The organism is Sphingobacterium sp. UBA2610 (assembly GCF_002339225.1).
GTDB lineage: Bacteria > Bacteroidota > Bacteroidia > Sphingobacteriales > Sphingobacteriaceae > Sphingobacterium > Sphingobacterium multivorum.
On sequence record NZ_DDKA01000023.1, the window covers coordinates 1 to 23,628 of the forward strand.

Consider the following 23,628-nt stretch of genomic DNA (forward strand, 5'->3'; position numbering starts at 1 on the left):
TTGAGAGCGTAGCAAGATCCATCGCGGCACATCATCAATATATCCTACACTACTTCGACAACAGAAGCACCAATGCTTCAGCAGAATCTTTCAATGCAAAGCTCAAAGCTTTCAGGAGTGTCTTTCGTGGCGTAAGAGACACCACATTCTTCTTATATAGAGTAATGAAACTGTATGCTTAAAAACTTTACCCCCCAAACTTTCGGTATGATCCCCTATTATTTCCTCACAAACTCTCCTACGCGTTTATCTTTAATGACTCCCGACCAGTTTAAACCATAACCAAAATCGTAGGCGTGTCCTGCTTGATCAACATAGACTTCCATGTCAAAAGGCACGTCCTCAGCTTGTTTCTCAACTGTAGCCATGTTTGCCGGCATTTGAACAGGCAATAGACCGGAAGGTTCGTACTTTCCAAACATAACATCCAATACAGCCTGTGTTGATACACCAAAATTTAGGATAATACCTGATACCTCCTTTTCAAACTCGGCAAATACCATGGGCTTGTTTGCTGTCACAGACACCAAAATAGGTTTCCCCTTCATCATATCCTTCGTATCCAATATCGTTTGAAGATCCATCACATTCGCAGCAGTCACCATTTTATTCTTATAAGACCTATTCTTAATCGATGGATCGATTATAGGATCACCTGCGGCAATACTCTCCGCTCGTGCATCTGAGGCTGTATAAGTGCCATACTGCAAGGAAATCGGAACATAGCCATTTCCACCATTCCTGCGATCCCTTGCGCTATACCCACCTTCTGCACTGATCGGGCTCTGTACAAACACGATTGCAAGGTCAGCTTCATTGGGGTTATCGGTTACATCGGAATATTTTCGCAAGAGATCAATGTTGAGGGGGTATTCCAATCGTGCCTGTGCATAGTTTCCCCACCAATCTTTCATTGCTGCACTATACATCTTCGGAACATAAACTTTCTTCCGTCCAAGAATAGGCAATTGCTGATCACTATTCTTTAGTAAAATAATGGACTTTACCTGTGCGTCGTAGCCCTCCTTCATATGGAGCGGATTACCGACAGTGGCGCGACTTTCCTCGACATCCAAATATGGATTTTCAAAGAGTCCTACCCGGAAAATATTTAACAGAAGCCTTCTGGCAGAAGCTTCAAATCGTTGCCGCATAAATTTCTGTCCGTGCTCTTTCACGCCCAGTTCATAGGCTATCAAAACAGGAGCCTTATCGTTATTGCCACCAAATTGATCTATGCCTGCCATCAATGCTTTATAATGACGCTCTGCCACCGACAGCTGTTCTACCCCCCAGGGTTTACCTGCAAATCCATCTGGTTTAGGCGCTTCATCTCCCGTAATCAACCAGTCCGAACAGATCACACCATCATAACCGTAGGTGCCGCGCAACAAGTCGGTAAGCAAATATTTGCTATAACCATTTCCCACATTTTCACCATTCTTCTCGTCTTGACCAAAAGAAATCGTATAATAGGGCATAACTGCGGCAGCTTTGCTCGTCTTTCCTGTCAACTGAAAAGCTCCATTGACAAATGGAATAATATGTTGCTTCAGATTATCACCTGGATATACCGCAAACTTTCCAATAGCCCAATGGCCATCCCGACCACCTTCCTCAGGCCCTCCACTGGGCCAATGTTTCACCATAGCATTAACACTCTTATACCCCCAGCCTAAGGCAATTTCGTCTTTTCCACTCGATGTCTGAAAACCATCGATATAAGCTCTAGCCATCGCTGTTGTCAACTCGGGACTCTCTCCAAAAGTCATACCGATACGATACCAACGCGGTTCGGTACCCAAATCTATCTGTGGTGATAATGCCGTCGTGATGCCCAAGGATCGATATTCCGAAGCCGCTACTTGCCCAAAACGTTTGACGATAGCTGGATCGAATGTCGCCGCCATCGCAAGCCCATCCGGCCACATTGAAATTTGCCCCCCTGCCCCAGCGTTGAACTCTGCACTGACAACAGCATTATGACGTGGGTCGGAACTATTATTCGCCGGAATCCCCCATCCCAAGCCTTCCACAAAACCTTGCAACTCATTATTCCAACGGGCAGCGGTCTCCGGATCTTTCACTGCTGTCAACAGGACATGCCTCAGCCCATCTTTCTCCAGAAACTCACGCTGCTGATCGGTCAGAGCCCAAGGTGAAACTAGACCTTCCTGATAGTTTTTTCCTTGATAAGTGCCTCCCATAAATCCAAAGGCCGGTGCCGGTAAAGCTTGATGCCTGCTATACAACATAAGCCCAGCAATCTGATCAACAGACAATTTTGAGGCGAGATCTTTAGCTCGCTCCTCTGCTGTCAAACGCCAATCTTCATAACGGTCTAATTTTCCATTTCGATTGAGATCCTTAAATTTATTTCCAGCAATACTTAGGATCTTCACGCCCGAAGCTGTTGAATACCCCAAAACAGGGCCATACTGATTCTCAATCTTTTGATAAACCTGGCCTTGTGCTGAAAAAGTTAAAAATAGACTGAAAGATGAAGCGAATATTAGGTTTCTTACATTCATAAAATCTGTTCGTTTAATACATGAGTTCGTAGTCAAACATTCGCCTCACGGCTAAAAAAACATTTGGCTTAACACGTTATAATCAGTTATTTACATTGCTTCATAATGAAGCAATACAAGTGTACAATCTTTTTGTTCAATTACAAAATAAAATCAACAAAATAACACAAACAACTAATTACCAGTAAATTGATTTATCAAAAAAGCACCTTATGTAATTTTTGCATAAGGAATTGTTCGAGTTTTATCCGGCAACTTACCTCCCATTGCGATATTTTTTTGTAATATTAACCCAAAAACAGCAGTTATATGGATTTCAGAACACAGCTAATTAACGCATCAGCAGAGAGCTATGAAAAATTTCTACCTCACATTTCTGTGGATACCGTCGTCTTTGGCTTCGACCAAGGTTCTTTGAGAATCCTTTTGCTAAAAATGAATTATAATAAAGAATGGTTTCTGCCAGGTGGCTATGTAGGGAAAGAGGAAGATACGGACGAGGCGGTCAAACGCGTACTTTATGAACGCTCAGGTGTGAAGGATATATTCTTGGAAGAATTTGCGGTATTTGGATGCCCACAGCGCAGCCAGCAATCCTTTGCAGATTACCCAGACACATTGTGGAACAAACAGCGATTTATTTCAATTGGTTATTACGCGCTGGTAAACTACAAACACGTAATTCCTCAACCTGATTCCTTAAGTGAGACTTGTCAGTGGATCGACTTTAGGGACATCACTGAGCTCAATATCACCATGGATCATCGCAAAATCATCAACAAGGCTCTCCGGACTCTTCGCGAGCGGCTTTCTTATAAACCAATAGGATACAATTTGCTACAAGACAAGTTTACGCTGACGGACCTGCAAGGACTCTATGAAACAGTGCTTGGTAAGAAACTTAATCGTGGCAATTTTTATCGTAAAATGAAAAATATGGGTATCCTCCAAAAACTTGACGAACAGCGGAAAGGCGGAGCCCATAAAGCTCCTGATCTCTATAAATTCAACGTGGAGACCTATAACACTATTTTACAGGAAGGTCTAAATACCTGGTAGTCAGATCACCGATACATTTTTACCAAATACATAATAGATCAAAAGCTAATTGATGCTGGCATAGACCAGCATACTTCCATCGACTAAACTAACCTGCGAGAATCTGAGATTTGCAGCCTTTAAGTCTAACCTTAAATTGATCTATACAATATATTTATTGACAATATTTTCCAAATCTTCCAAATCAAAAGGTTTAGATAGAAAATCATCCGCTCCGGCACGATCTGCCAGGGATTGAATATCGTTATTTGCCGACACGTAAATTACGGGAATATGGCTAAAACGCTGATCTGATTTAAGCAATCTGGTTGCTTCAACCCCACCGATGTTTGGAATCCAGTTATCCATTAAAACAAGATCGGGCTCTGCAGATTCCACCTTTTGGATAATATCATGTGAAGTTTCGGAAACTTCAACGTGAAACCCCAAATCTGTCAAAACAACCGTTATAACCTCCAAAATAATGGTATCGTCCTCAAATATCAACACCGTTTTTGTTTTACTCATATAAAATAGTTTATATATACCGTCATTTTTTACATCAGGCACAAAACTTTCATGCCTTCCTGCAATCCCCTATAAGGTAAAAAGTTTTTTCCAAATCTTTTGATCCCCTACAGCTGTAAAGTTATGCTGAATCCCTGAAAATCGTATGGTTTCTTTACTACCTAATGCCAAATATCCTAAATTTTCTAGACTCGCGTCAAATAATTTAAAAACACGCTCCTGCAAATCTTTATTAAAATAGATCAAAACATTCCGACAAAGGATTAATTGAAAGCTATTAAATGATGTGTCTGACACCAGATTATGGGTAGATAAAATCATTTTTTGCTTAAGATCGGCATCGAATTTTGCCCATTCATAATTTGCTGTGTAATATTTCGAAAAGTCCTGTTTTCCACCAGATTCTATATAATTTTCGGAAAAAGATTTTATCTGGCTCAATGGATATACACCATTTCGGGCAATATCGAGTACCCGAGGATTAATATCCGTTGCATAGATCAATGACTTGTGATACAGATTAGCCTCTTTTAGCAAAATGGACATCGAATAAGCTTCCTCTCCTGTGGAGCATCCTGCAATCCATACACGGATCAATGGATATGTCCCCAATTGAGGGAGAATTTCCTCCCGCAGTTGACGAAAGAATAAGGGATCTCGAAACATCTCGGTCAAGTTAACAGTAATCTCTTCAACAAAATGCTGCAAAAATGCCGGGTTGTCTTTTAATACAAAACGAAGTTCAGCAAAACTTGCCAAACGGTCATTCGTCATAAGCCGATTAATCCTCCGCTTCATCGATGCACGGCTATACTGCAAAAAATCATACCCGTAGTCGCGATAGATATCTTCAAGCAAAATATCTATTTCATGGTCTTTTATGATACTATAGCCCAACATTTAGATTAACCGTTCAATTTCACCTATCAATTTATCGACATCAATCGGCTTCGAGACATACGACTGGGCTCCAGCTTCCAAGCATTTCTCCCGGTCTCCACTCATCGCTTGCGCTGTCACGGCAATAACTGGAATTTTGCCCAGCGAACTCGAATTGCGGATCAGCTGAATCGCCTCATAGCCATCGATTTCAGGCATCATCATATCCATCAATATCAGCGCTACACCTTTATTCGTCTCCAAGATCTCGATAGCCTCGCTCGCACTCGTGCTGCTCAATACTTGATATCCCTTCGCTTTCAACGTCAAACGCAATGCAAAAATATTGCGTTGATCGTCGTCCACAATTAATATTACCTTATTCTGATCCATATATCAGTTGTCCTCAATTTTCATATAACCACACACGCAATAAAGACAAGAGCTGATCGATATCTACCGGCTTCGAGATATAATCCGAAGCTCCTGCCTGAATACATTTTTCTCGGTCGCCGATCATCGACTTCGCCGTAACAGCGATGATTGGTAATCTTGCATAATCAACATGTTGCCTGATATTCCTAATAGTCTCATAGCCATCCATCTCTGGCATCATCATATCCATCAATACAATATCAATAGGTTCTCCTGATGTCAATACTTCCAACGCTTCTTTACCGTCCATTGCAGGAATTACTTTTACTTGAAATTTCTCCAATGCTTTGGTTATTGAAAAGATGTTCCTGACGTCATCGTCAGCAACAAGGACCTTCTTGCCCTTCAATACATCGGTCAAAGCTCCAAGCCCATTGTTCTTCCTTCTGGCGTCGTCTGAATTATTAACCTCAATCAAATGAAGAAACAATCCGACCTCATCTAGAATCCGTTGATAAGAATGGGCCGTCTTTACAACAACGGAGTCTGCGTATTTCTTAATTTTCAACTCTTCAGCCTTAGACAGGTTCTTGCCTGTAAAGATAATGATCGGCAGGTTCTCTAATCCCTCATGTTGTTTGATTGCTTCTAACGTATGGTAGCCCATTTCATCAGGAACCCCCATGTCCAGAATCACACAGTCCACATCTGCCGTGCGTAAAGCAGTAATACTTTCCTCTACATTATCTTTTACTTCAAGTGATATATTAAAACTACTTAAGAAATAAGACAGTGCACTGGCATGCTTTGGATTTTCTTCAACAATAAGTACCTTCTTCGGTGAACGGCTTAAGGCCGATTCAATTTTTTGGAATACCGAAGTCATTTGCTCCAACGCAACAGGCTTATTAATAAAGTCGATTGCTCCTTTTAATAAACTTTCTTTCTTCACCTCAAGCGAAGACATGATATGAACCGGAATGTGCCGCGTAGCCTTATTGCCCTTCAATTGATCCATGACAGCCCATCCGTCCATGATTGGCAATTGAATATCGAGCAGAATAGCAGCTGGATGATACTTCTGTGCTGCAGGGAGTGCATGATCACCACGAACAACAACTACACCTTTATAGTTTTGTGTATGTGTATATTTCAAGAGTGCCTTGGCAAAATTAACATCATCCTCCACAATCAAAATCACCTTGTCTCCCTCTGAAACCGTATCTCGATCATCTGGAATCTCCTCGGGGATCCTAATTGTGACCGGATTATAGGTATCTTCTTTAACAATCTCAATCACCTCTTCTACTTCCGAAGATATCTCCTCAACCAATTGCTGCTCCTTCGTCAATATCTCTTTGACTTCAACTTTGGACTTCGGAATAATGAACAAAAAGGTACTACCTTTACCCACTTCGCTTTCCAACCTGATCTCTCCACCAAGCAAACGTGCAATCTCCCGGCTAATAGAAAGTCCTAGGCCAGTACCGCCAAACTTCCGCCTCGTTGAGCCATCAGCTTGCTGAAAGGCTTCAAAAATAATTTTCTGCTTTTCAAGTGGTATACCAATACCCGAATCGACTACAGCGAATACCAATCGATCGCGATCACTTGGATCTTCATAGATTTCCAGACGTACTTCGCCTTCTTTGGTAAATTTAATCGCATTTGAAATCAAATTACGGAGTACCTGATCGATGCGAAGCCGATCTCCCTCAAAGCGAGGTGCGATCTTAGCACTGACAGTCGTCTTAAAAGCCAACCCCTTCTCCTTTACAATGGGTAAAAACAGGCTATTCAAATCGGACAAAATATCATGCAGATCCAACGAGGCATAATCCAAGGTCATCTTACCCGATTCAATTTTGGAAAGATCCAAAATCTCATCGATCAAGGTTAACAAACTCGTCCCTGAACTTTGAATGACTTTAGCTGATTCAATCTGATCTGAATTTAAGTTTTTCTCTACATTCTCCGATAGCAAACGAGATAGCAGCAATATCGAATTGAGTGGTGTACGGAGTTCATGGGACATATTAGCCAAAAACTCAGATTTATATTTAGTACTCAGCGCCAACTCTTCGGCTTTGTGCTGAATTTCCTGATTTCGTTCGGCAATCATCAAATTCTTATCTTCAAGCAATCGCGAGCGTTCCTCTAATTCTTGATTGGATTGCATCAGTTCCTCATGTTGTACTTTAAGCTCTTCCTCTGAAGACTGCAAACGCAATGTTTGCGCCTCCAATTCAGTATTTAAACTTTCAAGCTCGGCATGTTGTGTTAATAGCTCTTCAGACTGTACCTGTGTTTCCTCCAGCAATGTCTGGATTTTTGCCCTTCCTTTTGCTGAAACTAGTGCAATCCCAATCTGTCGGGCACATTCAGTCAAAAATGTTTGTTCTACCGCAGTGAAACTATCCATCTGACCAACTTCCAATACGCCCAGGACTTGATCATCAACCAGCATCGGTAAGAAAATAATATGCTGCATATGGATCTTTCCATTGGCAAAACTAACCACGTAATCCGTTGCATTCAGATTATGAAGTGTCTTAGATTCCCGGTCAACAAATACCTGCCCAATATAGCCTTCGCCCGGCAAAAAATATCGCTGTGTCTGCATATCCAAACCATATGCTCCTGAAAGTTCCAACTTGTCATCGTTAAAAATATAGATCGCGCCACTGATAGCACCGGTATAATCCACAAGACTTTTGATGGAATCTGCAGCAATTGTTTGCTCACTCTTATTTCCCATCAATCCAGTGTAAAGTTTAGCATATCCAGCATGAAGCCAATCATTATCTGTTAGCTGTTCAAATGATTTTTTCAACGCCTTCGACATCCTATTGACGGCTTTCGCAATTTCACCGAGATCATCGTCTCCGACCTCCTCTGCCTTGACATCATAATCCCCCAATGCGATTCGATTGGTAATCTTCTGAACCAAATTTAAGCGCCTAGAAATACCTTCATCCTTCTCACGTAATGATTTCTCGAGTGCTGCACGCTTCAAGAAGTCGGCACGTAACCTAAAATAAAAATAGCTGGTAATAATAAGAGAAAGTAAGGCACTGATAACAATAAACAAGGTTGTGATAAACGAAGAATTATCCAAATTAGCCGATTTCCTATCGATATTATCGTCCTCATACTGATTAATATCCTTGATAATTGCACGGCACTTATCCATAGCCATTTTACTCTCATCCAATTGTGCTAAGCCGAAAACGCCGCCCCTTCTCTTCGTTGCAACTGATTCCTTTAAAATGTCGAGCCGCCATTTTGCTGCAATTACAAGACTGTCTAATCGAACCTTCTGCACCGGATCCTGCTTGGTGAGGGCTTCTATCTCCTGCAATTCTTTGGGCAAACTTTCCAAGGCATTATTAAAAGGCTCTAAATAGCTTTCTTTACCAGTCAGAAGAAAGCCCCGGTTTCCAGTTTCAGCACCTTGTAACGAAGCTAGTAAACTAGTTGAAGTGCTGATTATTTTTCTTGTTACCGCAAGCTCCTGGCGATGCCTATTTTGCTCCTGTATACCAATGTATGATGCAGTAGAACTAATAAGCAACACGACCAATGAGAAGCCGATCCCCCACGTTAGATTATTGAGTGTCTTACTATTTGGCATTCTTAAATTAATTTAAGGGTAAGGTAAAATAGAAGGTTGCACCACGCTCGCCCGAACTCTCTACACCAATCGTTCCCTGATGGCTTCGTATAATTTCGGCGCAGATGTAAAGGCCTATCCCGAGCCCTTGAAAGTCAAATGATGTTTCTTCCACACGATAAAATTTCTCAAAAACATCGGCTTGCTTTTCCACGGGTATCCCGATGCCGAAGTCGATTACACTGATCTTCACAGCATCGTCGACAACCGTACAATCTACAATGACTTTTTCCGTGCCCGCCGCATATTTGTATGCATTCGTCAAGAAATTAACCAATACCTGCTCCAGACGGATCTCATCACCGTATATTTGTACCGCTGTGATATCACCGGTTCGAATAAGCTTCATGCTGCTTTGGTCATGCGTCTGAACAATGGAATCAACCGCACTTTTTACCATATGCTCAAGTGAGAATACTTTTTTATTGATAAGCAACTTCCCATTGTCAATTTTTGATAGATCCAAAAGATCCGATATAAGGCTGTTGAGTTTATCTATTTGTCCTTGCACCCGATGAACATACCTTGCTTCAGCACTTTCCTCTTCCAGTTTCAACTTGCGGTCAAGCAATTGCATATAGGCCTTTATACTTGTCAACGGTGTTTTCAACTCATGACTGGCAATACTCAGAAACTCATCTTTCTCTTTTTCCGCCCGCTTTTGTGCGTCAATATCGGTGAAAGTTCCTATCCAGTTGCTTTCACTATTTTGCAAGATTGGCCACACCCGCAACAATTGGTATGAATACTCTCCACAATGGGTCTTTTTCAAACGGACTTCCATCTCCAAAGGTTCACCTGACTGAAGGCTACCGTGAAGCGCTGCAGCGATAGGCCGGTCACCAGGGTAAGTCTGCGGAAAAATAGTGGCATCATCAGAAAATTCAAACCAACGGCCATTGACAAAATCAATATTACCGCTCTTGTCACAAGTAAATGCAATTTGAGGAAGCGACTCCAAAAGCGTATGTAAATAGTCCAATTTAGACCGAAGCTCCTGCTGCGCCTGCTTTCGTCGTTCCACTTCAAGCTCCAAGGTCTGCTGAACATCTTTCAATGCCTGCGTCTGCTCATAAAGGCGATAAAACGTCTTGACTTTCAGCATTAGAATATCCGGATCAACAGGTTTGGTGACATAATCCAAACCACCGGAATCATAGCCTTTCGTAATAAATTTTTTATCTGTATTGACCGCAGACAAAAATATGATCGGTGTTTCCTTTGTCTTACTAAAACCGGCGATATTCTCGGCGACTTCAAAGCCGTCCATATCCGGCATTTGAACATCCAATATGATTAATGCATAATTATTTTTTAGGATCTTTTTTAAAGCTTCTTCCCCAGAATGAGCGGTATCAACTTTAAAATTCTTGGATTCCAGCAATTTTTGTAAAGAGTAAATATTATCCGGATTATCATCGACAATTAATATCATAGTGTATTAAAACTTAGCATCAAGGTTAACAAATCTAAAAAAATTAACTGAATACCCCCAACATTAATACGCAAAGACAACAGTAAATTGAAAAGACAGCAAATAAGTAAAACTTTAGCCCACGAAACCCTGTTTTAATGAATAATGATAAGTTTTACATCAAAAGGTATTTACTGTGTTCCGGGCAAGTTTTATCTTGATCCATGGCAACCAGTTGATTTGGCAGTCATCTCCCATGGTCACGCAGATCATGCCCATTGGGGAATGAAGAAATACTTATGCCACCATTTTACGGTCAATATCCTACGAAGTCGCATAGGTCCAGACATTCAGGTTCAAGGTCTTAGCTACAACGAAGCGGTGTACATCAATGGAGTCAGGGTCTCCTTACATCCAGCTGGCCATATCATTGGCTCTGCACAGATACGCCTGGAACATAAAGGTAAAGTTGTCGTCTTTACGGGCGATTACAAGATTCAGGACGATGGTTTATCTACGCCGTTCGAACCCATAAAGTGCCATCAACTTATTACAGAAAGTACATTCGGCCTCCCTATTTACCGTTGGGATTCCGTAGAAGCGCAAAATGAAAGCCTACAGACATGGATTAAAACCAATCAGAGCAACAACAAAACCTCTGTGTTTATCGGTTATTCCCTTGGAAAATCGCAGCGCATTCTCAACGCTGTTCATGAGATGGGTCCCGTGTACGTTCATTACAGCATTGCCAAGCTGAACGAAGCCTATAGTCAGGCAGGTATAAAATTGCCAAATTACCGCATCGCCGATTTAAAATCGGAGCTCAAACAGCTTGACAATCAAATTGTGCTGCTACCGCCTGCTCTGCTGGACAGCCAGCTTCTACAGAAAATACCGCATGTTGCCCATGCGATCTGCTCCGGATGGATGCAAATCCGTGGGGCACGGCGATGGCGCAGCGCTGATGCCGGCTTTGCGATCAGCGATCATGCCGACTGGCAGGGCTTATTGCAGGCGGTACGTGGTAGCGCTGCCGAAAAAGTATATGTCACACACGGACAGACAGCAACATTTGCCAAATATCTGAATGAAATCGGTATTGAGGCCGAAGAAGTTAAAACGCAATACGGAGATGAAGAGGACCCTCAAAGCCAAACTACAGAATAGCCTATGAAAGAATTTGCTACATTGATCCATGCGCTTGACAGCAGCAATAAGACCAATTCGAAAAAAGAAGCTATTTTAACTTTTTTCAACCAGGCTCCCGAAAAAGACAAACTTTGGTTTCTTGCCCTGATGACCGGCAAAAGACCAAAACGCAGCATCGCGATCAAGAATCTCAAAACATGGGCCTTAGAAATCACCGGAGTCCCCGAATGGTTATTTATAGAATCGTATGCTGCCGTAGGTGATCTGGCCGAGACCTTATCGTTGCTGCTCCCACCACCATCACAGCAGATCGAAAAAAGCCTGAGTGAATGGATGGACGAGATCATTGCCATCCGGGATGACAGTATAGCCCAAAAAAAGGCTTTTGTTCTCCGTTCCTGGAATGCACTAAATACCGTAGAGCGTTTCATTTTCAATAAACTGCTCGGCGGCAGCTTCAGGTTAGGTGTTTCCGATAAGGGATTAATCAATACAATCGCGCAGTATACCAACAGTGAAGCAAGCGCTGTAGCGCATAGTATCATGGGCGAATGGAATCCGCATGCGGTAGAATTCGACAAACTCGTCAATGGCGCTTACAGCGATACCAACCGCTCCAAACCTTATCCATTCTGCCTTGCTTATCCTTTAGAAAAGGCCCCCGAAGACCTAGGCTCTCTCAACGAATGGCAGGCAGAATACAAATGGGACGGTATACGTGGCCAGCTCATCAAGCGCGAAGATGAAATACATATCTGGTCTCGCGGAGAGGAACTCGTGACAGCGCAGTTCCCTGAAATTACCGAGGCCCTCCATCAGTGGAAAGGAAATTTTGTGCTTGATGGCGAAATCCTAGCTGTCAGAGACGGCGGTGTCCTCAACTTTTCCGAACTGCAAAAACGAATCAACCGAAAGACCATTCCAAAGTCACTGCGTGAAGAAGTACCTATTTCAGTCTACCTTTATGATATTGTCGAACTGGATGGCATCGATCTGCGCGATAAGCCTCTTAATTACAGACGTACACTGCTAGAACAGTGTTATGCTGCAAATCCTCCAGGTGCTTTAGAGCTGTCACCTTTGATACATGCAGCAGATTGGTCCGCGCTACAAGACATTCAGGCAAACTCGCGCGAGGTCAACAGCGAAGGACTTATGCTCAAGAAAAAGGACTCCGCTTATCATGCCGGCCGCAAAAAAGGCGACTGGTGGAAATGGAAGGTAAACCCCATGAGTATAGACGCTGTCCTCATTTATGCACAGAAAGGAAGTGGCCGCCGAAGTGCCCATTATACCGATTATACTTTTGCCGTAAAGGATGACGATCAGCTTGTAACGATCGCAAAAGCCTATTCAGGTCTTACAGACAAGGAAATTCTAGAAGTTAGCCGCTTTGTAAAACAAAATTCTTTAGAGAAATTCGGCCCCGTAAGAACCGTTAAACCTGAACTAGTTTTTGAAATTGCCTTTGAAGGCATTGGATACAGCAAACGTCATAAATCGGGTGTCGCGCTACGTTTTCCGAGGATATTACGCTGGCGAAAAGACAAGACCGCCGCAGAGATCGATAGTCTTGAAGATATTAAAAAGTTGATACAATAAGGCATAGCTTCATACACATTGAACGAAAAAATAGCATATAGTGACGGTTTTCGAATAATCAGTGATTATTTTAAATCGCAGGGAAACGCCCCTTTTAGCTTCCAGACCAAGGCCTGGGAAAAATATGCGCAAGGATATAGCGGGCTGGTCATCGCGCCTACAGGGTTTGGGAAGACTTTCTCCCTTTTTATGGCCGTACTGATGGACTTCCTCAATCATCCGGAACACTATCAAAAGGGGCTAAAGCTCCTTTGGATTACACCCCTACGCTCTTTGGCCAAAGATCTGGCGCGGGCCATGCAAACAGCAATAGACGAAATTGGACTCGACTGGATCGTACAGGTGCGTAATGGTGACACCGATCCCAAGATCAAAGCGCAGCAAACCCGCTCCATGCCTGACGTTTTACTCGTTACTCCAGAAAGCCTGCACTTACTGCTTGCTCAAAAACAACGCGATAAATATTTTAAAAATCTCCGATGTGTGACGGTTGACGAGTGGCACGAGCTCATGGGCAACAAACGCGGCGTAATGGTCGAACTGGCACTTTCCTTTCTGAAAGCATATATAAAAAACCTACGCGTTTGGGGTATCACAGCCACCATCGGAAACCTTGAAGAAGCGATGGAAGTTTTGCTTCCACAAGCTGCAAAACGTATCCAGATTGTTGCCAAGGAGAAAAAGAAAATTGCCATCAAACCGATATTCCCCAGCACAGTGGAACTGCTTCCCTGGGCAGGGCATCTCGGCGGCAACCTCGTAGATCAGGTCGTCCCGATTATACTTGCCAGTAAAAGTACGATCCTCTTTACCAACACACGGAGCCAAAGTGAGATGTGGTACCAATTGCTGCTGCAGGCTCACCCCGATTTTGCTGGACAAATCGCCTTGCATCACAGCTCCATTGACGCCCATATCCGCGAATGGATCGAAGACAATCTCAGCAGCGGCAAACTTAAAGCGGTCGTGTCAACCTCCTCCTTGGACTTAGGGGTAGATTTCAAACCTGTAGATACAGTCATACAGGTTGGCTCCAGTAAAGGTGTAGCTCGATTTATGCAACGCGCTGGAAGAAGTGGACATAGTCCATTTGAAACGTCCACGATCTATTTCGTCCCCACACATTCCCTGGAGCTCATCGAGGTCGCCGCCTTGAAGGAGGCCGTAAAAACGCAGACGATCGAAAACCGGGATCCCATGGTTCAGACCTTCGATGTGCTTGTTCAATTCATGGTAACCATCGCCTTGGGCGGTGGATTTCGTTCGGAAGAACTGCATGCAATCGTCGCCAATACCCATGCCTTTCACTACATGGAAACGGAAGAATGGCAATGGTGTATGTATTTTATTACCGCGGGTGGAAAAATTGGAAAACGCTACGAAGAATTTCACAAGGTTATCCAAGATGAAGATGGCAAATGGATCATCAAAAACCGTCGTCTTGCACTACTTCACAGACTCAATATAGGTGCCATTGTCGGTGATGCCATGATGCGCGTGAAGTTTCTCTCCGGTGGTTACATCGGCATGATCGAAGAATATTTTATTAGCAAACTAAAAAAAGGTGAACGCTTTATCCTTGCGGGGCGGATACTCGAAGTAGCGATGGTCAAGGAAATGACCGTATTCGTAAGAAATTCGTCGGGTAAAGCCATTACTCCAAGCTGGCTCGGTGGAAGACTTCCCTTATCGTCCAACTTGAGTCATTTCCTGAGAAAAAAATTGGCTGCAGCAGCCAGCGCTCCTTCCAGTGAAAAAGAGCTTCATTTCCTGGCGCCACTGATCAAAAAACAGGCTGAACTTTCAGCCGTGCCAAGTGAAGCGGAATTCCTCGTCGAACATATCAAAACCAGAGAAGGTCATCATCTATTTTTCTACCCCTTGGAAGGCCGATTGATCCATGAAGTCATGGCAGCGCTTGTCGCCTACCGCATTAGCAAGTTGTACCCCATCAGCTTTTCCATGGCCATGAACGACTATGGCTTCGAACTCTATTCCGATAAGCAAATTCAGCTCAGTCAAATGCAGCTCGAACAGGTATTGAGCCGCAGCAATTTGATGGAAGATGTGATCAGTAGTATTAACTCGGCAGAAATGGCCAGCCGCAAATTTAGGGATATCGCTGTCATCTCGGGACTGGTTGTGCAGAACTATCCGGGCACCCAGCAAAACAACAAATCATTACAGGCCTCATCAGGGATTATTTTCCGCGTACTGATGGAACACGATCCCACTAACCTTTTGCTCAAACAGGCTTTTACCGAAGTGTTCAACCAGCAACTGGAAGAACATCGGTTAATAAACGCATTCGAAAGGATCAATCAGAGCAAAATACGTTATACCTTTGTCGAAGAGTATACGCCATTGAGCTTTCCGATAAAAGTGGATAGCCTCCGGCAATCCCTGTCGAGCGAAGCCTTGATTGAACGGATTCAACGCATGGAAAAGACCAATGCTCAAAAAAAGAAGCGCAGAAAATGAAAATCGGAGAACAAACAATTACCTTCAATAAACAGGAATTAGCCCTTAACACACAACGCTCTATATACTGGAAAGACCAAAAAACGTTAATCTTATCTGACCTACATCTGGGCAAAGCGGCACATTTCAGGAAGCATGGCATTGCTATCCCGATGGATACTGCCATAACGGACCTTACTCGATTAGAATCCCTAATAGCGTACTATCAAGCTAAGCAAGTCATCGTTGTCGGCGATCTCATTCATGCCGGCATCAATCAGGAAGTACTTTTACTGGAATCATTCAGACAACGCCACCCTGAGCTCCACCTTCATCTTGTCAAAGGCAATCACGACCGCCTATCGCAACAAATGGGCATTCGCTTCGGTATAGTGCATCACAAAGAAGCTTTCGAAATGCAACAGATCCAATTTAAACATCACCCCGCTGATGCAGCAGATTCCTCTTCATTTCGGATTAGTGGACATATCCATCCGGGTATCAGCCTGGTTATTCCACCGAAACGGAAGGTTCGCTTACCCTGTTTTCTGGTATCTACTCATCAGATTATCCTTCCCGCTTTTAGTACTTTTACGGGATTGGACAGCAAAGACCTGTCTTCCCAATATCAAAGTTATGCTATTTCGGACGATCATATCTTCCCGATCAGAAGAAACTAATCCAAGCAGCAGTTTATATTACATCTTGAGCTCCCCGGGAGAGATTCCGTAATATTTTTTAAAAGCACTGCTAAAATTATTCTGGTGACCATAGCCCGTCAACAAGGCCACCTCATAGACAGTCATTTTATCTTCGAGCAGATAACTTTTGGCTTTTTCCATCCGCACTCGTGTAAGGTAGTCGTGAATGGTCACTGAAAAATATTCCTTAAAGTCCTTACGCAATTTGCTTTCACTGGTCAACACCTCCGCGGCCAGTTCTTTTTGCGTCGGCGGATTGGCAATACGCTGTTCAAGAATCTGGCGTGCCATCTCCAACCTTTGCACATCCTCCTCATGAAAGAGCGAATCATTGCTTTCCGTTTTCTCATTGTATTGCTCAAACTGATACATCAGCAGCTCAACAACACGCGACTCGGTATGTAGTCGACGGATCTCCCCTTTCTTTTTAGATTCAATCAGCTCGGTTATGGTATGCTGCATCTCATAGGTCGCCATCAGATCTTCTTCGGAGAAGGAAACGTATTCGCCTTTTTCGATCTCATGCACAAATTGCTGATGCAATAACGAATCGCGTTTGATCAGATTGAGATAATACTCTTTGGAAATAACGGCTATAAAATAAGTATACTCAATACCGGGTTCCACTTCATGGATGGATTTGACCGAGGGAATGTAGCGTATATTATGCCGGCTCATGCCGTAAGGCAATTTGCTATCCGTCGGCTTAAAGAAAATAAACTGGCTGGTTATGGTCTCGCCCTCGATCTCCGTAAGAACCTGCACTGGCCGATCAAACTGCATTTTCGAATGCAAGATAAACAATCCTGAAGTCGATAGCTGGAAATTCTCCATATGGACCGGATCTTTGGATATGGATATCCTATTTCCGACCAAAGGTTTGTCGGGAACATAGCCATCCGGAATTTCTTCTTCAAAAAGCCAATCTGCCAACTCTACTATTTTACTTTTCACCAACATGATTACAAATCCTAAATAAGCCTGAAGCAGTTAAAATTAACGAAATAAGATGGTATTCTAAAATTATTTATAATCTTTCTAAATAACAGGATTAATCCAAGTCAATATCCATTTCCTCCAACTGAACATAAGGTTTCAATGTTCTTGGATTCATAATGACACTGGACTCGACCGAAAAGATCGTATAGATCTCCTTTTGGGCCAACACTTCCACTGGGGTACCATGAAAGAGCTTGCGGCCATTTTTGAGCATCAGAATTCGATCGGCATACATGGCAGCAAAATTGACGTCATGCACAATCAGCACCACCATAAATCCTTTTCGGGCAAGTGCCCGTGCAATGGCCAGTACTTTCTGCTGATAATGCAGATCCAATGCAGAAATAGGTTCGTCCAATAACAACAGTGCATCTGGGTTATCCCATATCTGCGCCAGGATACGTGCAAGATGAACTCGCTGCTGCTCACCGCCGGAAAGGCTCAAAAAATCCCGTTCAGCAAAGGCAGATACTCCACAAAGTTCCATGGTTTCGGCCACGATTTTATAGTCCTGTTGTTTGGGCGTATTCCTATAATGCGGATACCGACCCATCAGCACGATCTCTTCTACCTTAAAGCTCAATGTCATCTGCTGCTGTTGACTCAGTAAAGCCCTACATTTCGCCAAAGCCGCAGGTTCGTATGTCGATAGCGCCTTGCCATTGAGATGAACAGCACCCGAATCCGGCTTCTTTTCACCACAAAGCACCCCCATCAGCGTCGATTTACCAGCGCCATTGGCTCCGAGGATTGCCAGAATTTCACCTTTACGTACCTGAAAGGTGATATCCTTCAGGAGCTTTCGTCCGTTTACTTCGTAGTTGATCTTCTCTACACGTAGCATAATGCAATTATTTTTAAAGCCTCTGCCAAAAGGCTATTTATCTTTGATTAAAATATACAAAAATACCGGTGTACCCAGTAAAGCTGTAATGACGCCGATCGGCAATTCAATGGGTGCAACAGCAACCCGGGCAATCACGTCTGCCAACGTCAGCACCAACGCCCCCAATAACAATGAACCAGGAAGTACAAATCGGTGATCCGCCCCGCCCATCAGACGAACGGTATGCGGAACAATCAATCCCACAAAACCAATGATCCCCGATACCGCAACGGATGCTCCCACAGCAAGTGTGGATAAAACAACCACCCAGCGTTTGACGCGATCGGTACGCATACCCAAAAGATCCGCCTGCAACTCCCCGAGGGAAAAGGCATTCAGCGACTTTCCAAAAAAGGGTAAGATCAGCACCGGGATCAAAATAAATGGCGCCAAAGCCCTTAAGTTATCCCAAGTAGCCCCACCAAGACTACCCAGCATCCAAAAAGTAATGGTACGTAACTGTTGCTCTGTAGACATATAGGTCATCAAACCTGTCAGCGCACCCGCAAAGGCATTGATGGCAATACCTGCCAACAACATCGTCGTCACATTGGGGCGGCCATTTTTACTGGCAATACGGTAAACCAAAAAAGCGGTCAAACCAGCGCCCACAAAAGCGCCAAAAGCCAATATATAATACCCAATCCAAGCAGCCAAAGAGGTAAAGAGAAAAGTCTCAAAGGCAATGATCAGTACCGCAAAAAGAGAAGCTCCAGATGAAATGCCAATTAATCCGGGCTCCGCTAAGGGGTTGCGGAATATACCCTGAATCGCAGCACCCGATATACCCAATGCTGCACCCACCAAAAGTCCGAGCAAAAGACGCGGCATACGAATCTCAAAAAGAACATCTTCGTGCATATTATGCACACCTCCCACACTTCCGAAGTGCAATTTTTGCGTCAACATCGTTAAGATATCAGCGGGCGGAATATGATAGGCCCCCATCCCCAAGGCAACAATACTGACAACAACCAATACCAGGCCCAAAGTCAATAGGATAAATTTCTGTTTCTTTTGCACCGGCTTTATTTTGAATCCATCATTTCTCCAAATCCACGGTGCAATGCTAAGATTGCGTCTGGCAGCCGATTACTGAAATTGACCAGCAGCGAGGCATTCATCACCAAGATACGTTCGTTTTTACCCGCATTCGTAATACGCATCCCCGGCAATTTAAGGATAGCATCCTGCCCCCCAAGACTACTTGCGCCAAAATCAAATAGCAACACAATATCTGGATTGGCCTGCACCAGCGCTTCCGTTGTATAGGGTTTGAAATCCGAAAATTCCTGAACCGCGTTTTTACCACCAGCCAGATTAATCATCGCATCCAGACTACTGCCTTTACCCGCTACACTCATGGTACCCGTACCACGGGCATATAAAAACAATACTTTGGGTGCCGCTTTACCCTGATTTTCCTTTTTCACCAATTCCATGGTATGATCCAGGTTTAATTTTGTTCGCGAAACCAGATTTTTACCGGCAGCAGATTCACCGACGGCGTCTGCGACCTCCTGAATGTAACGAAGTGCACCCGGAACAGAATAGTTTGGTTTAATGGAGACAAATTTCACACCAGCCGCACGAATCTGCTGAATGACCGATTTGGATACATCGCCTTCATTCGCAATAACGATGCTTGGCTTAAAAGATAATAAACCTTCGGCCGATACCGAACGGTTCTTGCTTACCCTCGGCAAGGCCGCCGCTGCTTTGGGCGATATACTTGTCACATCGGTAGCGACCATGTGCTCACCTATTCCCAGTCCATAGATCGTTTCGGTCAACGAACTGTTTAACGTAATGATTCTCTGCTGTGCTCTTGCCCATCCACCGATTTGCATCAAAAAACACAGTATAATAACATAAAATCTACTCATTGTAATTCTTTATCTCCACTGTGGCGATAGCGGATCACCAGGAATGGTTTTACCTCTCGCCGTTCAACTTGAGTACAAAACAAATCAATAATCAGTCTAAATACAAATTATATTATTTCTTTTAGAACAGCATACCTCAACATAAAAAGCCTGACAAACCTTTAATAAACAGCAACATATAGCTAAATCCAAACTACTTTTCAGTCCATAAAAAACGGATTAAATAGAATTTATGACATTTTGCATAGAGAAAAATCCAATAGGATTACCTTTTTTTGTAACATTATTTAGAATTATTAAAAATAAAAATAGTGTTTAAAAGCAGCTCACCTATTCGAACAAGCACCCTGATCGCCCTTTGCGCCTGCCAGATCTACACTGTGCAAGCACAGGAAAAATGGAAAATCTCCGGTGTATTGAAAAACGAATCCAATAAAGGCGTCGCCAATGCGACTATCTATCTTTATCCAGATAAATATGCTTTTAAAACAGATACTGCAGGGAGATTTCAATTCACCCAGCTCTATGCGGGGCGCTACGAATTAAAGGTACAGGCCATGGGTTATCAACAGTACCGTCAAGTTATCGATTTGGAAGACAAAAATCAGCAATTGACCATTGTGTTAAAAGCTGAAGAACGGCAGATGGATGTAGTTGATGTGCAGGGTAAAGTGCAGGCTGTAGACAATCTCGTTAAGGCCGAAAATGCAGCCATGCCCGTTAAAGTAATCACCAAGCGCGAGATCGAGCTTATGGGCAGCCGTCGGCTAGATGAGGTTTTAAAAGAACAGACGGGTATCGCCATTGTGAACGATATCGCCGGAGGCTCCAGAGCTGTCGGTGTGCAGATCCAGGGATTCAGCAGCAACTACGTGATGGTCCTGGTCGATGGGCAACCTATGCTGGGGCGCAACAGTGGCAACTTTGACCTGTCCCGTATTTCGGTGACCAATATTGAGCGTATCGAGATCATCAAGGGAGCTTCCTCCTGCTTATACGGCAGTGACGCATTAGGTGGTGCAATCAATATCATTACACGCCATGGTGCTATCACACCACAGGCACAGGCTTCCCTCCTCTATGGCAGTCTCAATACCGTCGATGCCACTTTGGAAGCTGAGACACCTTTTGCTAATCAGCGCGGCAGCGCAGTATTTTCGGGCAATTACTACCGCACGGATGGTTTTAATACCGACAAGCAATACCTAGATTCCAAGAGCACCACTTTTCCGCCCTATACCAACTATAGTTTCCAGGGGCGAGTACGTTATCGTACAAGCAAAAATGGCACTTTGGGCGTGACAGGGCGTTATGCAGCCCGGGAATCTGAAATGATCAATGCCTGGTCTGAATCGGCCACACTGCAGGATAAACAAAAAGATCAGGACATCAATCTCTCGGCAAGTTACGACCATAATTTTGCGTCTGGACTGCGTAGTATGACGCGTTACTACTTCTCGCGTTTCCACTCCCAGATTGCCGCACAATGGTTGCAACAAGGTATTGTTGCCAGCGCCGAGCAATTTGGTCAGAATGTACACCGCATTGAACAGCAGTTTGCGTATAGCCCTGCACAACAGGTTAAACTTACTGGCGGTATAGGTGGTAGCCTTGAACGGATGGACAACCAAGATCTGGATGCCAAACGCTCTTTGAACAGCGCATTCGCCTATTTACAGACCGAATGGAAACCTGTAGACCGCTTATTGACGACGCTGGGCTTACGCTACGATCAGACCAACGTCTACAATGGCCACTTGAGTCCAAGTCTGGGTCTACAATACCACGTCAGCGCCACACTACTTATCAAAGGCGGTGTTGGTGCAGGATTCAAAGCCCCCGACTATAAAATGCGCTATCAGGTCTTCTTCAATCCAGCAGCCAATTATCTTGTGGTCGGTTCGGAACGCGTAGCCGATGTAATTGCAGCCATGGATCAAGCCGGAGAACTCAGTTATAAAAACAGCTATATGCTCAATTTGGTGGCGGGCAACCTTAAAGCCGAAACCAGCATTTCAAATAATCTTGGACTGACCTGGAACCCGTCCAACAGATTACAGGCCGATTTCTCTGTCTTCTACCATCGGATCAACAATCAGATCAACACAGTTAGTGTAGGTAACGGAACCAAAGTCGCACAGATCTATAGCTACCGCAACCTGCCCAAAGCCATGAATAAAGGTTTTGAAGTTTCATTGACCTATCAGGCAACCAAAGATCTGCAATTGTCGATGGGCTATCAATACCTGATTGCCAAAGACCTGAGTGTATTGGATAGTATTGCCAAGGGCAGTTATCCCTATAACCAGATCAACGATCCCGCTACAGGCGAATATCGCCAGAGTAAAAAATCGGATTATTGGGGTATTGAAGACCGTTCGAGACACATGTTCAATGCAAAAGCCCAATATGAATATAAACCCTGGGGCGTTAATGTCAATGCGCGGGTCAATTTCAGAAGTGCAACACCTTTTCAGGAATACAATGGCAACCAGTTTATTGACAAATACGACATTTTTATTCCCTATCACACACTCGTGAATATGACTGTGGAAAAGAGTCTGATGAACAGGAGATTGACCCTCCGCATGATCGGTGACAACTTATTCAATTTTACAAGCCGTTATCTACTCGGGCAGCCTGGACGGGTTATTATGGGTGGTGTCAGCTACCGTTGGATAAAAGAATAATAAGCACTAATGAACACGAATTTAGCATACCAAGTACAAGATAAAAGATGAGAACGATTCGCATGATTATAGGAGAATGTAGCATCTGGCTTTCCTTTCACAAGATTGGCCGTTGTATTTTTTCAGCACTATTGCTATTGACACTCGTATCCTGCGGGAAAGACAAAGATTATACTATCGGATTGGAAGATGGCAAAAGTACTCTGATCAAAGATCTTGCTGGCGATACCGATGCAGCCATGGGTGAAGGTACTGAAGGAAAAGAGCAAAGACCATTTTTTATATTTCTTTTTCGTTTTAAAGACCAAAAGCAAATATGGGTTAAAACCAAAGCCGATTCTGCGCAGTGGCTTAAAACAAAAGATTGGGATATTGCCTTTACAGGTCCTTACAATTCGGAGATCTATCTGAACAATGCCCAGCATGAATACAATCCGGGTTATGGCGGCCAGGCAAATAATACCGCTGTGGTTTTACTGCGACAAGCCTATCAGAGTGTCACTGTAGCCCCTTCGGATGAAGAGTTTAATAAAAGTGAAGTAAACAAAATTGGCTGGGCAGCAACCGATGGTTCTGATGGATGGTTTCGCTATAGTTTGAGCACCCATATTATGCAGGCGCTTCCCAATCGTACCTATGCGATTCGCTTACCCGATGGCAAATATGCCAAATTACAGCTGATCAACGCCTATAAGGGAAATCCAGCGGCGGTAACCAACCTCAATTGGCCTGCCCCGTACTATACATTTAAATATTATGTACAGCAGGATGGCAGCAAAGATTTAAATACAAACACATTATAATACGAAAAATTACA

18 protein-coding genes are annotated in these 23,628 nt (G+C 43.6%); 8 read left to right on the plus strand and 10 right to left on the minus strand.

Annotation, left to right across the window (positions count from 1 at the left end; translation table 11 throughout):
* Window positions 1-182, plus strand: a 182-nt coding sequence (locus B4Z47_RS15835) for a transposase (protein WP_286727590.1), incomplete at its 5' end; no start/stop codon positions are given.
* A 36-nt stretch (window positions 183-218) separates the two neighbouring features.
* Here the strand turns inward: B4Z47_RS15835 and B4Z47_RS15840 are convergent.
* Complete coding sequence (locus B4Z47_RS15840) at window positions 219-2,531, minus strand: glycoside hydrolase family 3 protein (RefSeq protein ID WP_115048494.1); 2,313 nt, start codon at window positions 2,529-2,531, stop codon at window positions 219-221.
* A gap of 309 nt (window positions 2,532-2,840) precedes the next feature.
* Between B4Z47_RS15840 and B4Z47_RS15845 the strand changes: the two genes are divergently transcribed.
* The gene (locus tag B4Z47_RS15845; protein ID WP_070566457.1) at window positions 2,841-3,590 is read left to right on the plus strand and encodes an NUDIX hydrolase; all 750 of its coding nucleotides are present in this window, start codon (window positions 2,841-2,843) and stop codon (window positions 3,588-3,590) included.
* A 141-nt stretch (window positions 3,591-3,731) separates the two neighbouring features.
* On the opposite strand, the gene B4Z47_RS15850 is transcribed toward B4Z47_RS15845, so the two are convergent.
* From B4Z47_RS15850 to B4Z47_RS15870, 5 genes are all read right to left on the minus strand, one after another.
* Window positions 3,732-4,097: a response regulator gene (locus B4Z47_RS15850; protein WP_070566459.1), complete on the minus strand. Its 366-nt coding sequence runs from the start codon at window positions 4,095-4,097 to the stop codon at window positions 3,732-3,734.
* A gap of 69 nt (window positions 4,098-4,166) precedes the next feature.
* Complete coding sequence (locus B4Z47_RS15855; RefSeq protein ID WP_115048492.1) at window positions 4,167-4,997, minus strand: CheR family methyltransferase; 831 nt, start codon at window positions 4,995-4,997, stop codon at window positions 4,167-4,169.
* Complete coding sequence (locus tag B4Z47_RS15860) at window positions 4,998-5,369, minus strand: response regulator (protein ID WP_115048490.1); 372 nt, start codon at window positions 5,367-5,369, stop codon at window positions 4,998-5,000. It lies immediately after the preceding gene.
* A 13-nt stretch (window positions 5,370-5,382) separates the two neighbouring features.
* Window positions 5,383-8,985: a response regulator gene (locus B4Z47_RS15865; protein ID WP_115048488.1), complete on the minus strand. Its 3,603-nt coding sequence runs from the start codon at window positions 8,983-8,985 to the stop codon at window positions 5,383-5,385.
* A gap of 7 nt (window positions 8,986-8,992) precedes the next feature.
* Window positions 8,993-10,459, minus strand: a complete 1,467-nt coding sequence (locus B4Z47_RS15870) for a response regulator (protein ID WP_115048486.1) — start codon at window positions 10,457-10,459, stop codon at window positions 8,993-8,995.
* Between the two features lie 144 nt (window positions 10,460-10,603).
* On the opposite strand from B4Z47_RS15870, the gene B4Z47_RS15875 reads away from it, so the two are divergent.
* From B4Z47_RS15875 to pdeM, 4 genes are read left to right on the plus strand one after another with little or no spacing between them, the layout of a single operon-like run.
* Window positions 10,604-11,605 carry a ligase-associated DNA damage response exonuclease gene (locus B4Z47_RS15875; RefSeq protein WP_115048484.1) on the plus strand — a complete coding sequence of 334 codons (1,002 nt, stop codon included), beginning with the start codon at window positions 10,604-10,606 and terminating at the stop codon, window positions 11,603-11,605.
* 3 nt (window positions 11,606-11,608) lie between these two features.
* On the plus strand, window positions 11,609-13,189 hold the full coding sequence (locus B4Z47_RS15880; RefSeq protein ID WP_115048482.1) for an ATP-dependent DNA ligase: 1,581 nt from the start codon (window positions 11,609-11,611) through the stop codon (window positions 13,187-13,189).
* Between the two features lie 18 nt (window positions 13,190-13,207).
* Window positions 13,208-15,670 (plus strand): ligase-associated DNA damage response DEXH box helicase, encoded by a 2,463-nt coding sequence (locus B4Z47_RS15885; RefSeq protein ID WP_286727591.1) that lies wholly within the window; start codon window positions 13,208-13,210, stop codon window positions 15,668-15,670.
* Window positions 15,667-16,329 carry a ligase-associated DNA damage response endonuclease PdeM gene (pdeM, locus tag B4Z47_RS15890; protein WP_286727592.1) on the plus strand — a complete coding sequence of 221 codons (663 nt, stop codon included), beginning with the start codon at window positions 15,667-15,669 and terminating at the stop codon, window positions 16,327-16,329. Before B4Z47_RS15885 ends, pdeM begins: the two co-directional genes overlap by 4 nt.
* Before the next feature lie 18 nt (window positions 16,330-16,347).
* Here the strand turns inward: pdeM and B4Z47_RS15895 are convergent, their stop codons facing one another.
* From B4Z47_RS15895 to B4Z47_RS15910, 4 genes are all read right to left on the minus strand, one after another.
* Window positions 16,348-17,310: a helix-turn-helix transcriptional regulator gene (locus B4Z47_RS15895; RefSeq protein ID WP_286727593.1), complete on the minus strand. Its 963-nt coding sequence runs from the start codon at window positions 17,308-17,310 to the stop codon at window positions 16,348-16,350.
* Window positions 17,311-17,401: 91 nt separating this feature from the next.
* Window positions 17,402-18,193 carry a heme ABC transporter ATP-binding protein gene (locus B4Z47_RS15900; RefSeq protein WP_115048475.1) on the minus strand — a complete coding sequence of 264 codons (792 nt, stop codon included), beginning with the start codon at window positions 18,191-18,193 and terminating at the stop codon, window positions 17,402-17,404.
* Window positions 18,194-18,226: 33 nt separating this feature from the next.
* Window positions 18,227-19,258 (minus strand): FecCD family ABC transporter permease, encoded by a 1,032-nt coding sequence (locus tag B4Z47_RS15905; protein ID WP_286727594.1) that lies wholly within the window; start codon window positions 19,256-19,258, stop codon window positions 18,227-18,229.
* A gap of 5 nt (window positions 19,259-19,263) precedes the next feature.
* Window positions 19,264-20,121 carry a heme/hemin ABC transporter substrate-binding protein gene (locus tag B4Z47_RS15910; protein WP_286727595.1) on the minus strand — a complete coding sequence of 286 codons (858 nt, stop codon included), beginning with the start codon at window positions 20,119-20,121 and terminating at the stop codon, window positions 19,264-19,266.
* 311 nt (window positions 20,122-20,432) lie between these two features.
* Between B4Z47_RS15910 and B4Z47_RS15915 the strand changes: the two genes are divergently transcribed.
* Complete coding sequence (locus B4Z47_RS15915) at window positions 20,433-22,811, plus strand: TonB-dependent receptor (RefSeq protein ID WP_236586063.1); 2,379 nt, start codon at window positions 20,433-20,435, stop codon at window positions 22,809-22,811.
* Between the two features lie 47 nt (window positions 22,812-22,858).
* The gene (locus B4Z47_RS15920; RefSeq protein ID WP_236560179.1) at window positions 22,859-23,614 is read left to right on the plus strand and encodes an HmuY family protein; all 756 of its coding nucleotides are present in this window, start codon (window positions 22,859-22,861) and stop codon (window positions 23,612-23,614) included.
* Window positions 23,615-23,628 lie beyond the last annotated feature (14 nt).